The sequence below is a fragment of the Halobacillus sp. B23F22_5 genome, assembly GCF_043497085.1.
GTDB lineage: Bacteria > Bacillota > Bacilli > Bacillales > Halobacillaceae > Thalassobacillus.
The window spans coordinates 102,056-117,471 of record NZ_JBIEKI010000005.1; the positions used below are offsets into that span (position 1 = coordinate 102,056).

The following is a 15,416-nucleotide window of genomic DNA, read 5'->3' on the forward strand; positions in this document are numbered from 1 at the left end:
TATTACGTTGATTTAACCAAACGAATATATTCATCATATCCATACGCTTTTTACACCTCGATAGCATCATTGGTACGGTCGACTATCCGCACTGCTTTTCCTTCCGATCGAGGAACCGACTTCGGTCCAAGAACTTTAACATCAACAGAAATAAGACAATGGTTTTTCATTACTTTCTGTATGTGCTTACCAAGCTTCACTACATCGGGGTGATCCAGATCTTCCTGGATGCGATTGTAAAAGGGTTCGTCTACCTCTACTTGGAGTTCTACATGCTGCATGCTTCCCTTTTTAAAGACATGGAGCTGGTAATGAGGAACAATATCCTCGACACTCAACAGATAATGTTCAATTTCTGAAGGGAACACATTCACCCCTCTGATAATCAGCATGTCATCAATCCGACCTTTCACCCGGGACATCTTGACAGTCGTCCTTCCGCATTTACACTTGCCGCGTTGCAAAGAAGCAATATCACCTGTCCGGTAACGTATGACCGGGAATGCTTCCTTCGTCAAACTGGTGAAAACGAGTTCACCATCTTCGCCATCGGGTACAGGTTCAAGTGTATCAGGGTCGATTACTTCAGCGAGGAAATGGTCTTCTGCAATATGTAGCCCGTCTTGTGCTTCATGGCATTCCATGGCCACCCCAGGCCCTAACACTTCACTTAACCCATAAATGTCACACGCCTTGATATCGAATTTTTCTTCCAGGGTACGTCGCATTTCTTCTGACCAAGGTTCAGCTCCGAATATGCCATATTTCAATGATGTCTGACGGGGGTCTTTTCCGTCCTGTTCCATATGCTCGGCAATGTTCAAAAGGTAAGATGGTGTTCCGCAAATGACAGTCGGTTTGAAATCCTCAATCAAAGTAATCTGGCGTTCTGTGTTTCCACCCGAAATCGGCACAGTAGCCATTCCCAATTCTTCACTTCCGCAATGAAGCCCCAGGCCACCTGTAAATAACCCGTAACCATAAGCGTTATGAAGTACCTCGCCCGGCTTACCTCCGCCGATAGTAATGGCTCGTGCAACCAATTCCGACCACATACAGATATCATTTTTGGTATAGCCGACAACCGTAGGCTTTCCGCTGGTCCCGGATGAAGCATGGATACGCACCAACTCACTACGATCTACCGCGAATAAGCCAAATGGGTAGTTATCCCTCAGCGCTTTCTTCTCAAGAAACGGCAGCTTGGTCACATCATCCAGCGAACGAATATCCTCAGGTACTAAACCCATTTCATCGAACTTTTGTTTGAAAAAAGGTACTTTTTCATAAACACGGTGAACGGTCTCCTGCAGTCTTTTTAACTGCATTTCTTTCCTATCTTCTGGTGAAGCGCTTTCAACTCCGTGCAATATCATTTCCCATCTCTCCCCTTGCATAGTATTAGCCCCTGACATCACCAAACAAATAAACTATTAATATGACGTAAATAATACGACATACAATTATTATGTTATTTAACACTAAATTTAACGTTAAAATAATGGAAAGTCAATGTTATTTTCGAATTTTCTGAAATTATTACGGTTAAACAAAGTTTTGACAGGAATGAAAAAATACAGTATTTTAAGCGGAGCAGGTACACAGGAGTTTCGCCAGTATCTTTTATCGGGAAAGACTAAGGGAAATGAATTACGGGAGTGAACACCTTTGAACATATTATTAACTGGCTCCACCGGTTTTCTCGGAGGAAAAGTCATGAAGGAACTGATCCACGGGACAAGCCACCACTTATATATCCTCGCAAGAAACCGTAAAAAAGCAGAACGATTGAAAGACAGCTTCACCAAGGAAGAACAACACCGAGTCCATTTGATAACCGGCGACATTACACTTCCATCGTTCGGCATGGAAGAGGAACGTATCAGCTCGCTTGCCGGTAAAATTGATTGCTTCTATCATTCCGCAGCCCTGGTAAAATTTGATGAATCTCTCAGAGACGAGTTATTTGCCATTAACTACGAGGGTACAAAGCATGCCCTGGAACTCGCAAAAAAACTCCAGGTGCCTAAGTTCTTCTATGTAAGTACCGCTTATACCGTCGGGAAGAGGCACACAGGAGTCGAGGACCTCTACCCGGAAGATGAGAGTTACCATAACCCATATGAAGAAAGTAAAGTAAAAGCGGAACATCTGGTGTTCAGCTATGGAGATGAAATGGATGTGTCCATTTTCCGGCCATCCATCATTGTGGGCGATTCGAAAACTGGGGAAGCGGATTCGGAGTTCACGCTTTATGGCTTTATGCGGGCATTGGATATTTTCAGGCGTAGAGTTGAACGTAAAAATGATGCTGAAAATGATAGTCTTTACCGGGTGGTCGCCAATCCGGCTGGCACCTCCAATTTTGTCCCAGTCGATTATGTAGCAGAAATTTTGGCACTTGCTATAACGAAAGCAGAACCTTACGGAATTTATAATATTACCAATCCAAGCCCTCCGACCAATGCAGAAGTGCTCGATATGTTCCAGGATGCTTTGGATTTCCACCGATTGACTACAGTAGACGACCACCATAATTATCAGCTTAGTCCAGAAGAAGAAAAATTGAATGAAATGATCGATACGTTCAAAGTTTATTTAGCTAGTGATATCACGTTTAAAGATGACAATACCCAACAGTTGATTAGCGGAACCGATACCGATCACCTTCATATGTCACGCGAGATGCTGGAAATGATCATTGGCGCCTATTTTACGTTCGATCAATAAAAACAAAAGCGCAAGCGCCTTGCTCACCCCCGACAAGCTTAAGACAAGCCTCGGCGTGACGTTCTTTGTCACAGAGAGGTTTGACTTAAGACCTCGAGGGGGTAGGCGCTGGAGCTGGATGACACCCACTACCAAAAATTACCCACAAAAAGAAAATTTTATAATTTCCTAACCTATAACAAAAGGGCTGGCCCCACAGGAGGACAACCCTTTTTCTGCTATTTCCCTTTAAAATTGGCTGGCCGCTTCTCTTTGAAAGCTTCCAATGCCTCGATTCGGTCTTCTGTCGGAATGATTACTTCATAAGCCTTTGCTTCAATCGCCAAGCCAGTATGTATATCTACATTGTTACCATGGTTGATGGCATATTTAGCCTGAGTGACAGCCAGTGGACCATTTTTCTTGATTTCATGAGCAAGAGCATTTGCGCCGTTCAGTAAATCCTTCCGGTCGAACACCTCATTGACCATCCCGATATTCAACGCTTTTTCAGCATCGATTCGGCGAGCGGTCAAAATCAACTCCTTTGCCCGTGACGTCCCGACTAATCTCGACAAACGCTGTGTTCCACCTGCCCCAGGTATGATCGCCCAACTCACTTCGGTGAGTCCCATGACAGCATCAGACACGGCATACCTGAAGTCACAGGCGAGAGCCAACTCCAGACCTCCTCCGAGGGCATAGCCATTGATGGCCGCAATTGTTGGCTGAGGAAGTTCCTCAATCGCTGTGAAGACATCGCGGATTGCCCGTACATTGCGGCGTACTTCCTTTTCTGACAATGTTCTGCGCTCTTTTAAATCAGCTCCGGCACTAAAAGCTTTCTCTCCTGCACCTGTGACGATGACCGCCCGAACATCTTTATCCGCCTGAATGGTTTCAACAATTTCTCCTAACACAGCAAGCGTTTCATAATCAAAAACATTCAATTGATCCGGCCGGTTGATGGTAATTCGGCCAAGATGCCCATCTTTCTCAAATAAAACTTTTCCCACGATTAATCCCCCAAGTTTTATGAATTTTAAACACCATTTCACTTAATTTAATGATTCGACACGAATCTTCGATCACCTGTAAAAATAAGCGAATATTTGTAAGAGCGAACTGAGTACGGCCGTCAAGGTATACTTGTAAAAGGGAACAAATAAAACATTGGACAATAAATAAGCAAAGAGCTGACAGCACCTCTATTGTCAGCTCTTTCTATTCTTCCACCGTTCCATGGAGCATCGCATAATAGTCAACTTTTTCATCAGATGTTGAAAAGCCATGATTTCCGTTATTATATGCAATCAATATATAACCCAATTCGCTTTCTAACTCCATAATTCTTCTTATCTGATCCTCACTTAAATGCGCAAATTCCATTTCTATAGTTCCACCTGCTTTCGTAGATTATATAGTTAATTTAACCAATAACAGAGCAGCCTGTCCTAAGGTCTGCTCTGTTATTCGCCTTCTTCAGTTGAATCCAGCTCGATTTCCTCAGGCAGTTTCTTCGTTGCTCCAGGAATCTTCCTTGATTCGAAGTCGACTACATCCGAAGAATACACGTTGATGCTTACATGTCCATTGGTCACTTTTGTCCGAATCAGCAATGGCTGATTGTAGACATTCTTAAAGGTAAAATCCGGGCCATACCAGCTGACAGTAGCATCTCTTCCTTCCGGTACATAAGGGACACGTTTGCTATGCGAGTAGCGTTGAAGAATTTCGACCCCTGCATTATCAACAGCATTATACATCGTGGATGAGATCTGACATATTCCACCGCCTATTCCTTCTGTGACTTCCCCTTTGACGATAACCGGGGCAGGTTTATAACCTTTCTCTTTCGTCCGTTTGCCTACTACCTCATTGAAAGAAAATGTCTCGCCTGGAAAGACCACATGGCTATCGATGGCTTCAGCAGCGAGCCGTATATTGTGAGATCGCTCTTTATTTTTAGGATTGAAATAAGTGACGTAACTACCGATTTCCTGCGTTCGAATGTTCGCCAGCAGTTCACTGTCCACTTTCGGGTGGACCGTTATTTCCGGCACCTCTATATTCGAACCACCACTCCCATACAAATAGCTGAACAGGCCTTCTGTAAATTTCTCCCGATTCAACTGGCGACCTACCTTCTCCTGTTTAATATCCCCATCCTTCCCGATTTTTGCATTTCTTGCCTGTTCATGCACTTCTTTCTCTACTTGTACGATCAATTGCTGGATTTTATCCAGGTTGAAAAAAGTATCAAGCAGTCCGTTTTCAACAAATTGAGTGCGGTTGATGTGTTGAATCACTTCATCATCGTGTGTAATCGTCAAGTCTTCATCATAAGTCATCGGTTGAATAAAAAGTAATAAAGTAACTATCACTGTAAACATAGGCATCCTCCCACGGATAGTATGGCAAAAATGCTCGATGTTCATGTGAAAGAGATACACAAGTTAAATTTTGGCATAAAAAAAGGAGAAGATAATCTCCTCCTTTGCTTGTATATACTCCTCTTCATTTATAATGGAATTTCTGTTCCAAAGAAGCTAGCCGCTTTTTTTCATAGCATCCCGCTGGACTTCTGAACCTTCCTCGTACTTCTCCCAGTTCACGGACTGTTCTAATAAAATGGCGAGCAAAACTCCAACGATAAACCCATTTGAGACAAGCGGCTGAACCAAAGCTGGCAGCTGATTAAATATAGCGGGATCAAGAAACATAATACCGATCCCGACCAATACCGGACCTGCCAACCGATGAATAGTTACAGAATTAAACCGATAACCGCCCAGACTCTTCAACGAAGTACCAAAGAGCTGCAGATAAGCGACAAATAAAACAGCATTTCCTACTGTAATGGGTAAAGTAGCCAATACTCCACCAAGGATTGGAATGATACCAAGCAATGACATCAGGGCACCACCGATTAAGAAAGGTTTACGATCAAAAATACGGGTACTTTCCAAAAATCCCACCGATGAAGCGAAAGGTGCATACGACACAAGTCCGAAGATACCTGCTACTACCGAGTAGCTTCCTGTTAACATATAAGATCGAAGGAATTGTCTCTCGTGCGGACTTTTTCTCATCAATTGAGAAGCGGCGCGAACAGAGGCAATCGTATTGCTTAAGTTAATCATGCTTGCTAAAAAGGTGATCAGGACAATCCCGACATTAAGATTAGGAGTTCCAAATGGAAATAATAACAACCCACCATTCGATTGCATGGAAGTACCCTGGTCGGATGGAAAAATTATCAGATAAAGTACCCAACCGACAACCATCCCAATCAAAATAGAAAAATTACTGACAGCCGGTTTGCCTTTTATCTTCAGCAGGCTGACAAGGATGACAATACCAAAGGAAAACAAGCTGACAGGAATATTCAGCACGCCCTCAGCATCAACTTTTAGCATCCCCTCAAAGAAAATAAGAATTAATTGGAAAGTCAATAAAAACAGGTAGACGCTCATCACCATTGGAGTGAATATCAATTGCATAAAAGAAAGAAGCTTTAATACCCCTAATAGAAGAACGACAACGCCTGCGAGAATCATGCCTGTAGCAATGCCTCCGCCAATAGAAGCCAAACTCACCCCCATTGCTGATGATGCCGCACTAAGGTTCAATATTAATCCCCACATGACGCCAGAAGGTCCTTCCATGAGTGGGTAACGGTGGCCGATCCATCCTTGCAGTACACAAGCTATCCCTGTAAAAATCAGTGCACTTCTGAGAATGGAAGCAATCTCTTCCTGAGACAATCCAAACGCAGCACCTACTGAAATCGGTACAACTACCGTGTTTGCAAAAATAAAAAACAACCACTGCAGCGATGCAGCAGCCGTGCCCCATGACGATAGCCGATTCATATAACCACCTCTTCTTTAAGAACTGTCACATTCCTCTCATTTTACTACTTTTTTCAGATTCCAGCCATTTTCCAGAACAAAACAGAACCATTATCCTATAAGAAATAGGAATAAGGCAAAGTTTTCTCCAAAAAAACAACTGCCTCTGGTGGAAGCTGAGGCAGTTTTACTGTTAACCGATATATATCCCTTTTTTCAACAAATTCATTTCCATACGATATTTCTCCATCATCTGATCTTCAGACAATCCTTTAGCAAATTTCTCGACAAAGTTTCGGAACGTCACTGCTGTAATGATCTGCATAACATGATACAATTCCTGCTCCCCTGATATATTCAGCTTGTTTTTATCTATCTTTTCACTCACTTCATCAAATTCGTCGATGCTTTCTTTATCACTGAAAATACCGAGAAAGCTATGTTCAACTTTATGTGTCATATTCAGGAAGGCATTCTTCATAAAGCTGACATTCTCTTCCTCGTCCAACATACACTCGAACATCGCGATCATTGCATCAACCAGATCCCCATCATGTTTTTGCAAAAAGGCGATGAATTTATCTTTGCGAAGCTGGGCCAGTTCGTCCAATAAATAAAAGTAGAGATCTTCTATTCCTTCAAAATACTGATAAAAGCTGCCGCGTGGAATGCCGGCAGCTTTGACAATATTGGATATAGATGCTTTAAATAATGGGACGCGGGAAAATTCTTTTTCCGCAGACTGGATCAGTACCTGTTTTTTTGCTTCTGGTAAATTGAAAAAAGTTAGTTTCGGCAATAATCTCCCACCATTCTCTATGTAAAGAAAACACCAGCATGTGGTGTTCCTTTTTCTAATATCCTCTATATAAATTCAACTTTTCTTGTCTTTTTTCTTCTTCTAAGAATGCGACGAAATGCTTCATCGCATTCATTGGCTGAGACTTTACCTGATCCGTAAAATCCTTTTTGGCCCGCTCCGTCGCGATATTACTTTTTCGGATTCGCTCGATAATATAATCAACGCTCCGCTTTTGGATTTCTTTTTGTTTATGTTTCGCTTCCTTCGATAAAGCCATACCCACCGCTCCGATAAGTGCATAAATAGCAATGGATGATAACCTTACTTCTTCCTCCGGTACCATGAATAATAACGTTAGGAGGTTAACGGTTGCGATTGCGATTAAAGGGAATGACAAAAATACATACTTTGCAGCTTTTTTAGTAACTGGTGACAGGTTTTTTTCTAGTTCCTCCACCTCTTGCTTCACAGAATTCGGCATATCCGTCATGGAAAAATTCATGTGATTTCCCCTTTTCTTAATAATAAAGTTAGTATTCAATCTTCCCTTTGTACGAGCTGCTTAACCATCGGTTTTTTACAAATTTTCACATCTACACCTTTGTGGCGCAAATCGAAGGCTAGCTTCTTTAGCTTCTCTACATAAACAGGGTTAATTTCCATATTTTTATGCACCTCTATGTGACATTATGTCTTTTATGTTCTATATCTAAACTATATATGACACTTTGTCATAGGTCAATTTTTAGGAGCGGTTGCTGTACTTACCTCTTTAAAATTTCAACAAGCTTAATTTCTGTTGAAAGGTTTGCCCTTCTCCGCTAAAAATAATATCTGGATTGCAATAGTTCTCGCCATTAATAAAAAATCGAAAATAACGAATAATACATTACTAGCTACTAATTTACATACAAGAGAAGGTAAAGCATTGTAATTTTGGTTGAATTAGGTAGGAGGTATAATATCAGTGTGAATTTACAGAAGAAGCAGTTGATTATCAAATATAAAGAAGTGATTCCTATGTTAATGAATATAATGGTTGGTATAGTTATCCCATGGAAAAATAAAAAGGGGGATAGCATATGGTGAATCTAATTATGAATAACACCACGATTTTCGTTATCTTAATTTCCGGGGTCCTTGTAGTTATAATGGGTTGGATACTTTATAAAGTTTTTTCATTACCTGCTAAAGAAAAAACAAACTTTAAAATTCAGCAAAATCATTCTACTTAACAATGGTTTTGTCTTAATTAAACCCTTTCTTTGAATAGCAGAGAATCATTATCGAAGTAATTCCCTATACAAACCTCTTGTTTAACCCGGTTGTCTATTCTAAATTACTATCAAAATAGATCATCATCCCCAAGTAAAAACCATACTCCTCTAAATATCCCAACCAAATTTGATTCTTCATAGATAAACGAAAATCGTACAGATTCCCATATGCCACTTGTAGTGATGGACTTTCTTTTTTTTTATTACTCAAAACGTTAAGCACATACTAAAATCAGGAAACCTCCAAAATAGGCTGGATAAAGAAATCAATTTGTAATACATCTAATATGATTCGTAACTTATCAATTTTACTCATCTTAATATTGACTGACACCTACACACCTTGACATACCAAAACAATAGCAGTTGCAAGGCTGTTCGCATTTATATAAAAGCCAAAATTAAACAACTTCACGACCCGCATTATTAACAGTTCGACTGTTACAGGAAAACCTAGAGTAACTAACATATTTTTTTACGGTCTACTTCCCAATAGCCGTATTTAGCTTCTCAAGCGTTAATCTCTACGTCAAGAGACATAAAGACTGCGATACAAATAGCTAAAACAGCTTTTGTCACACCAAATGCTGAAACGAACGCCACACCTAACTGTGAGACTAAATAAGTACCCCTCTCCAAGGAAATTATCTACTGATAAGCGATTTGTGAGAATCAGCACTTCACTTAGCAGTTTCTTTAGATTAAAGAGAATTATTCAGTTTTCTCGAGCTACTCAACCTTTTTTGGGCATAAATATGACCTACTCCTTCCAGGTAAGTTAACTCAATAACACCACAGGCGAAACAGATATTCAGTTAACACAAGAAATATTACTTTATCATTAACCCTTCTAGATTGCCTAGTCCTTACCATGTGCCTTTTTTATCTGTAATTATATAATAGTCCAACCTGGATTGTCTTACTATTCATATAATATGAGTAGTCTTGAAAGGAGGCTAATGAATGAAAAAAATAATTATTGACCCTGGACATGGAGGAAATGATCCTGGGGCAACTTACAAAAGTTATGAGGAGAAGCAATTTAATCTTTCAATCGCTTTAAAGGTGAGAGATTACCTGCTCAAAAACTACGAAGTGGATATAGGAATGACAAGAACCAGGGATATAACGGTTTCATTAGAAGAAAGAACCCGATTGGCAAATTCCAAGGATGCCGATTTCTTCCTATCCATTCACAACAATGCTGCTGGGGGAACTGGTTTTGAGAGTTATATTTTTAGCGGTACTGTCCCTCCGGCCACTAAAGCCCATCAGAACATTATTCATGATATGATCTTAGATTCCGTGGAATCAAAATATGGTATTAATGATAGAGGGAAAAAGCGAGCCAATTTTCATGTGCTAAGGGAGACAAAGATGTCTGCATTATTATTAGAGGTTCTATTTCTGGATAATCCTGACGACCTTGAGCATTTAACCGATCCTGAATTTATTCAAGATGTTTCTATAGCCATTGCGGAAGGAGTTAAGGAAGCCTTTGATTTACCGGCTAAAACTGTACCAGGTGTTCTTTATAAGGTCATTGCTGGTTCTTTTAAAAACCGTACCAATGCAGAAAACCGAGTTCAGTACCTAGCGACTCACAACATTGATTCTTTTATCGTGCCTACTACCATATCGGGAGAGCAATATTATAGAGTGCAAGCTGGAGCTTATTCTCAAAGAGAAAATGCAGAACAGCAAGTACAGAAATTGAAGAGCATCGGAATTACAGACGCTTTCATTCTGACAGAAGGCGAAGTGCCTTCCCCACCTCCATCAACCCCGGAAGAACGTTTTACCATCCAAGGAGATATTCATTTAAACCCTTGTCAATTAGAGGAATTTGTAAAAACGATTAATCCGGACGCTCCAGATCTTGGAGCCTACTATATGGAATATGGTGAAATTTATGGAATAAGAGCAGATGTGGCGTATGCGCAGGCTATTCACGAAACGGATTACTTCCGTTTTACAGGTGTAGTAGACGATAAACAAAACAACTTTGCCGGAATTGGAGCCACTGGCCCAGATAATCCAGGAGCAAGTTTCGCTACCCCTGCAGAGGGTGTCCATGCTCATATCCAGCACTTATATGCTTATGCATCCTCAGAACCGATTCCAAATGGATATACTAAAGTCGATCCAAGATTTGACCTAGTCAACAGAGGAAGCGCAACTACTTGGACACAGCTTAACGGAAAATGGGCAGTTCCAGGAAACAATTATGGCCAAAGTATTATAAGTATTTTTAGACGAAATATAAACCATGCTCTTGAACAAATTGATGCACAGCAAGTAGAATTGCAAGAGCTGTTAAACGATTTATAAGTGAATTCATTAACAGGAAAGGCCAGAACTCCTTAGTTCTGGCCTTTCCTGTTAATGAAAGATATTCTGTGAAAGCTATACCAACAATAAAATATCTACTAATGCATAGCTTTCCATTGATTTAACTTTTGGATTGATGTGCTGTCCATTTGGTTTAATTTATTATTAAATTCTTCCTTTGCCGATTGATACAATTCTATATCCAGGCTATTTAATTCAGCTATAGTTTTAATGATGGATTTGGGTACAACATTCTTTTTTGGCCGTTTCCTGTTAGTATTTATTTTATCTACTTTGGAAATATCAAAGTTAAAATGCTCTTTTAATAAAAACAGTGATTCATTATACATATCTGTAAAACCAACAACCGGGAAATAGTTTTTAAGATTTTCTTTAGCCTTCTTTATATCTGAAGGATTACCACCTGATAAATAACGGGTAGCAAGATTTACTGTTCTAAAACGTATACTACGCAAATCTTTTTTAGGATAAGGTTTATCTCCGATATCCTCATTCTTCATGTATTCAACAAATTCCTCGAAATTCATTCTCTTTACTTTTTTATGCAAAGGATCGCGCTCATAATTCTGTATATAGTAAAAGGTTGATAGCACTCGATCAACTGGATCCCTTAGGAATGTAAAGAATTCAAAAGGTTTACTGAGCTCTTCAAAAAATTTCCCATGCCAAACAAGGACATCTTCACTTTGTTTCTCTAATATATTCCATAACGTTTTCCCACCAGTTTTTGGTATATGCAAAAAACACACTAAACGATCTTGTTCAAGGTCATTTTTATTGAAATGAATCACACTAATTCATCCTTCTCTTTGATGTTATTTGGTCAATGTACTGTATTATAAAACGATTTTAAGCAAAAGGTGTGGGTTTATAACATTGTTATGTAACCCCTGCAAGAAAGATAGTACCCATACCCATTTTTATAACAAAAGTATAGAAAATGCATATTGTAGTCATAGTTATCAATATCATGGTGGTGGGCTCTAGATGGAGATCTTTTATGTAACACTTGTTTTAGCAGGAATGTTTACCATATTAATTAAACAGTGGTTCCCACCTGATTTGACTCTCTTTTCTGTATTATCGATCTTTATATTAACAAATGTCATCTCAGTTGAAGAAGCTTTTCAAGGTTTTGCAAATAAAAGTGTAATTACCATAGCCCTTCTTTTTATTATCAGTAATGGATTATTTAATAGTGGTATACTACATTATCTGATTGAAAAAGTATTAAAATACAATGGAAATTTTCCTTTGCTCCTTCTTAAAATGATGATATCAGTTTCAATGTTATCAGCTTTTATCAATAATACTCCTATAGTTTCTACGCTCACCCCACTTGTACGTAATTGGGGATTATCCAACGGGGTTAATCCCTCTAAACTATTAATCCCCTTATCCTATGCAGCAATTTTAGGTGGAACGATCACTTTATATGGCACTTCTACGAATTTAATGGTGCACGGTATGCTGCAGAAAAGCGGACATCCAGGGTTTACGGTTTTAGAATTCTCTTATCTCGGCATTCCTCTTACCCTTGTTGGCCTAGTTTATATGTATTTAATTGGCAGACACCTGCTTCCTCACAGGAATTATAAAAGCAACCTCACACCTATGGAGAAAAGCGATAATTCAGAAAATATACAGACAAATCTCTTTCGAAACAACAAAATATTAGTCTTTGTTTTACTTGTAATGTTCACCCTTGCAGCCTTCCAATTCATCTCCATCATAAAAGCTGCAATTATTGCTGTCCTCATTTTACTGGCTACTAAATCGATAAGTCCTGCAGAAGCACGAAAATCGATTGATTGGAGTGTAATTATCCTTATCTCTTCTGCTATAGGGATAGGGGCAGCTATAGAAAAATCAGGAGTAACCGAAGCGATTTCAATTGCAATATTATATATAAATGACATATTTGGTTTATTAGGAACAGCGATAACAATTTATCTGGTAACAATGGTACTAACTGAAATATCTCATAATATTGCTGCCGCAGCTATGATGTTTCCTTTGGGACATTCGGTTGCGTTAGAAATAGGAATCGACCCCAAAATGTTTGCGATGATAATAGCAATTTCTGCTTCATGCAGTTTCATCACCCCAATTGGATATCAAACAAACCTAATTATTTACGGCCCAGGAGGTTATAGATTTACCGATTATTTAAAGGTCGGATTTTTACTAAGTATTTTTTGTTTAATTTGTACTGTATCACTCACATTTTTAATTTGGAGGTAAGTTTTTTATGAGTGAGCATATCACTTGGAACCAAACCAATGTATCAAAAGAAGAACGAGAGAAAGCTTATGGTCATAAAAGCTTAATTATATGGCTTACTGGATTATCAGGGGCTGGTAAATCTACAATTGCTAACCATGTAGAAAGAGAATTATTTAATCAGGGTATCCATACGTACTTGCTTGATGGAGATAACCTGCGACATGGCATTAATAACAATTTAGAATTTACTCCTAAGGATAGAGCGGAAAACATTCGCCGAATTTCTGAAATTGGAAAATTGTTTGTTGATGCAGGAATGGTTGTCTTCGTCGCCGCAATTTCACCCTATAGAAAAGATAGGGATGAAGCTCGTCAAAGGTTTAAAGATAATACATTTGTTGAAGTATTCGTTAAATGTTCTGTTGAAGAATGTAAGAAAAGGGATCCTAAGGGTCTTTATAAAAAAGCCCTTGAAGGAAAGATAAGTAATTTCACTGGTATTTCACAAGATTATGAAGAACCTTTAGCACCAGAAGTAGTTATCGACACAACTGAAAAATCCATATCAAGCTCTGTGAATCATTTGGTGGATTTTATTCAAGATAGAATTTAAGAAAGAAAGGGTATTATTATGACTATTATAGAACCACATGGACATAAACTGATTTCCAAAGTAGATTATAATTATGATTATAGCTCTATATCAAAAGAAATTGAATTAGATTTAATGGCTCTTTCTGATTTAGAGTTAATCGCTACAGGGGCCTATAGTCCTTTGACAGGGTATATAGGAGAAAAAGATTATAATTCAGTGGTGGAAAAAATGAGATTAGCTAATGGATTGGTATGGAGTATACCTATTACACTGCCAGTTACTGCAGCCCTTTCTTCACGTCTTACAATTGGGGAAAAGATAAAACTGGTATTTGCTGACGAAGTATATGGAATTCTTCAATTAAATGAAAAATATAAACCTGATAAAAAGCTAGAAGCAAAACAAGTATTCAAAACCACTGACCCTGCTCACCCTGGAGTAGCAAAACTCTTTAATCGACCTGACGTTTACTTAGCAGGTCCTATTACATTAGTCAGACCTCCCAGATCCAAAAACTTATTTCCGGATTTTTATTGTAAACCAAAAGAGACAAGGGAAGAATTCATTAAAAGGGGATGGGAAACAATTGTAGCCTTCCAAACAAGAAATCCTATTCATCGTGCACATGAATATATACAAAAGTGTTCATTGGAAGTAGTAGATGGTCTTTTTTTACATCCTCTTGTCGGAGAAACAAAAGCTGACGATATCCCATCTGAGATACGAATGAACAGCTATCAGGTTCTACTCCAAAATTACTATCCAAAAAATCGAGTCCATTTGGGTGTATTCCCGGCTGCTATGCGATATGCAGGACCAAGGGAGGCAATCTTTCATGCCCTTATTCGAAAAAATTACGGATGTTCACATTTTATTGTAGGACGTGACCATGCTGGAGTAGGGGATTATTATGGAACTTATGAAGCACAAGAAATTTTTTCGTTATTCAGCAAAAATGAGCTAGGCATTAAGCCAATATTTTTTGACCATGCTTATTACTGTAAAAAATGCAGCCAAATTACAACAAAAAAAACATGCCCCCATGGAACACAGGATCATATACATTTATCAGGGACAAAAGTAAGGGAAATGCTAAGAAGAGGAGAACTTCCCCCAAAAGAATTTAGTCGATTAGAGGTTATTCAGTCGCTAATCGAAGGGTTGAACACTGAGCGTCCCTAATTTTTACTTTCCAGAATAACTAATGTGGTTAACCACTCTCCTATTGTACTTAAATCCTTATTAATATAAACTTGACTTAAACCCTTGTAATTGGATCAAATTTTTGTTACAGTACAATCAATTAAATATTTTCTTGCTTCAATAAGTTGAAGCGGGATAGAGGTGCGAAAACCATCAGTACACAGTGGGAGGATCATGAGGTCCAGCGAATATTGTGGAAAGGGGAATTCGCCGAAGCGGAGAGAATCTCATGTTCTCGAAGTTGGTTCTGCTATTGAATAAATACAGGACTGTCATATAGGCGACTATATGGAGGGCTATCTTACGCAATGGAACGCATCATTTGACGTTTCTACTGCAACAGCGAACCCTCGTTGTTGTTTTTTTAATGCGATAAATGGGAATGGCTCTATAAAACG

Annotated in this window: 13 protein-coding genes and 1 riboswitch; of the genes, 5 read left to right on the forward strand and 8 right to left on the reverse strand. The window is 39.0% G+C overall.

Annotated elements, in window-relative coordinates; translation table 11 throughout:
- Window positions 1-50 precede the first annotated feature (50 nt).
- A complete protein-coding gene (locus ACGTN9_RS09165; protein WP_499592430.1) occupies window positions 51-1,376 on the reverse strand; it encodes a phenylacetate--CoA ligase family protein in 1,326 nt (441 codons plus the stop codon).
- Window positions 1,377-1,668: 292 nt separating this feature from the next.
- Here ACGTN9_RS09165 and ACGTN9_RS09170 point away from each other — a divergent pair, with 292 nt between their 5' ends.
- Window positions 1,669-2,730: an SDR family oxidoreductase gene (locus ACGTN9_RS09170; RefSeq protein WP_499592073.1), complete on the forward strand. Its 1,062-nt coding sequence runs from the start codon at window positions 1,669-1,671 to the stop codon at window positions 2,728-2,730.
- Window positions 2,731-2,948: 218 nt separating this feature from the next.
- Here the strand turns inward: ACGTN9_RS09170 and ACGTN9_RS09175 are convergent, their stop codons facing one another.
- From ACGTN9_RS09175 to ACGTN9_RS09200, 6 genes are all read right to left on the reverse strand, one after another.
- Window positions 2,949-3,725 (reverse strand): enoyl-CoA hydratase-related protein, encoded by a 777-nt coding sequence (locus ACGTN9_RS09175; protein ID WP_499592075.1) that lies wholly within the window; start codon window positions 3,723-3,725, stop codon window positions 2,949-2,951.
- A 208-nt stretch (window positions 3,726-3,933) separates the two neighbouring features.
- Window positions 3,934-4,098 carry a hypothetical protein gene (locus ACGTN9_RS09180; RefSeq protein WP_499592077.1) on the reverse strand — a complete coding sequence of 55 codons (165 nt, stop codon included), beginning with the start codon at window positions 4,096-4,098 and terminating at the stop codon, window positions 3,934-3,936.
- 80 nt (window positions 4,099-4,178) lie between these two features.
- Window positions 4,179-5,102: a VanW family protein gene (locus ACGTN9_RS09185; protein WP_499592079.1), complete on the reverse strand. Its 924-nt coding sequence runs from the start codon at window positions 5,100-5,102 to the stop codon at window positions 4,179-4,181.
- A 156-nt stretch (window positions 5,103-5,258) separates the two neighbouring features.
- Window positions 5,259-6,584: a uracil/xanthine transporter gene (locus ACGTN9_RS09190; RefSeq protein ID WP_499592081.1), complete on the reverse strand. Its 1,326-nt coding sequence runs from the start codon at window positions 6,582-6,584 to the stop codon at window positions 5,259-5,261.
- 172 nt (window positions 6,585-6,756) lie between these two features.
- Window positions 6,757-7,362, reverse strand: coding sequence for a TetR/AcrR family transcriptional regulator (locus ACGTN9_RS09195; RefSeq protein ID WP_499592083.1), 606 nt, complete (start codon window positions 7,360-7,362; stop codon window positions 6,757-6,759).
- Window positions 7,363-7,417: 55 nt separating this feature from the next.
- Window positions 7,418-7,867: a DUF5392 family protein gene (locus tag ACGTN9_RS09200; RefSeq protein ID WP_499592085.1), complete on the reverse strand. Its 450-nt coding sequence runs from the start codon at window positions 7,865-7,867 to the stop codon at window positions 7,418-7,420.
- A 1,738-nt stretch (window positions 7,868-9,605) separates the two neighbouring features.
- Between ACGTN9_RS09200 and ACGTN9_RS09205 the strand changes: the two genes are divergently transcribed.
- Window positions 9,606-10,973 carry an N-acetylmuramoyl-L-alanine amidase gene (locus ACGTN9_RS09205; protein WP_499592087.1) on the forward strand — a complete coding sequence of 456 codons (1,368 nt, stop codon included), beginning with the start codon at window positions 9,606-9,608 and terminating at the stop codon, window positions 10,971-10,973.
- A 98-nt stretch (window positions 10,974-11,071) separates the two neighbouring features.
- Here ACGTN9_RS09205 and ACGTN9_RS09210 read toward each other — a convergent pair whose 3' ends face one another.
- Window positions 11,072-11,785 (reverse strand): sulfotransferase family 2 domain-containing protein, encoded by a 714-nt coding sequence (locus ACGTN9_RS09210; RefSeq protein ID WP_499592089.1) that lies wholly within the window; start codon window positions 11,783-11,785, stop codon window positions 11,072-11,074.
- 196 nt (window positions 11,786-11,981) lie between these two features.
- Between ACGTN9_RS09210 and ACGTN9_RS09215 the strand changes: the two genes are divergently transcribed.
- From ACGTN9_RS09215 to sat, 3 genes are read left to right on the forward strand one after another with little or no spacing between them, the layout of a single operon-like run.
- A complete protein-coding gene (locus ACGTN9_RS09215) occupies window positions 11,982-13,238 on the forward strand; it encodes an SLC13 family permease (RefSeq protein ID WP_499592091.1) in 1,257 nt (418 codons plus the stop codon).
- Between the two features lie 7 nt (window positions 13,239-13,245).
- A complete protein-coding gene (gene cysC, locus ACGTN9_RS09220) occupies window positions 13,246-13,833 on the forward strand; it encodes an adenylyl-sulfate kinase (RefSeq protein WP_499592093.1) in 588 nt (195 codons plus the stop codon).
- An 18-nt stretch (window positions 13,834-13,851) separates the two neighbouring features.
- The gene (gene sat / locus ACGTN9_RS09225; protein WP_499592095.1) at window positions 13,852-14,997 is read left to right on the forward strand and encodes a sulfate adenylyltransferase; all 1,146 of its coding nucleotides are present in this window, start codon (window positions 13,852-13,854) and stop codon (window positions 14,995-14,997) included.
- 149 nt (window positions 14,998-15,146) lie between these two features.
- A riboswitch (Lysine riboswitch) is annotated at window positions 15,147-15,325 on the forward strand.
- Window positions 15,326-15,416 lie beyond the last annotated feature (91 nt).

Coding starts and splice junctions, on each gene's coding strand:
- ACGTN9_RS09165 (WP_499592430.1), bottom strand. CDS start 1,376: ATGATATTGCACGGAGTTGAAAGCGCTTCACCAGAAGATAGGAAAGAA.
- ACGTN9_RS09180 (WP_499592077.1), bottom strand. CDS start 4,098: ATGGAATTTGCGCATTTAAGTGAGGATCAGATAAGAAGAATTATGGAG.
- ACGTN9_RS09185 (WP_499592079.1), bottom strand. CDS start 5,102: ATGTTTACAGTGATAGTTACTTTATTACTTTTTATTCAACCGATGACT.
- ACGTN9_RS09190 (WP_499592081.1), bottom strand. CDS start 6,584: ATGAATCGGCTATCGTCATGGGGCACGGCTGCTGCATCGCTGCAGTGG.
- ACGTN9_RS09200 (WP_499592085.1), bottom strand. CDS start 7,867: ATGAATTTTTCCATGACGGATATGCCGAATTCTGTGAAGCAAGAGGTG.
- ACGTN9_RS09205 (WP_499592087.1), top strand. CDS start 9,606: ATGAAAAAAATAATTATTGACCCTGGACATGGAGGAAATGATCCTGGG.
- ACGTN9_RS09215 (WP_499592091.1), top strand. CDS start 11,982: ATGGAGATCTTTTATGTAACACTTGTTTTAGCAGGAATGTTTACCATA.
- cysC (WP_499592093.1), top strand. CDS start 13,246: ATGAGTGAGCATATCACTTGGAACCAAACCAATGTATCAAAAGAAGAA.
- sat (WP_499592095.1), top strand. CDS start 13,852: ATGACTATTATAGAACCACATGGACATAAACTGATTTCCAAAGTAGAT.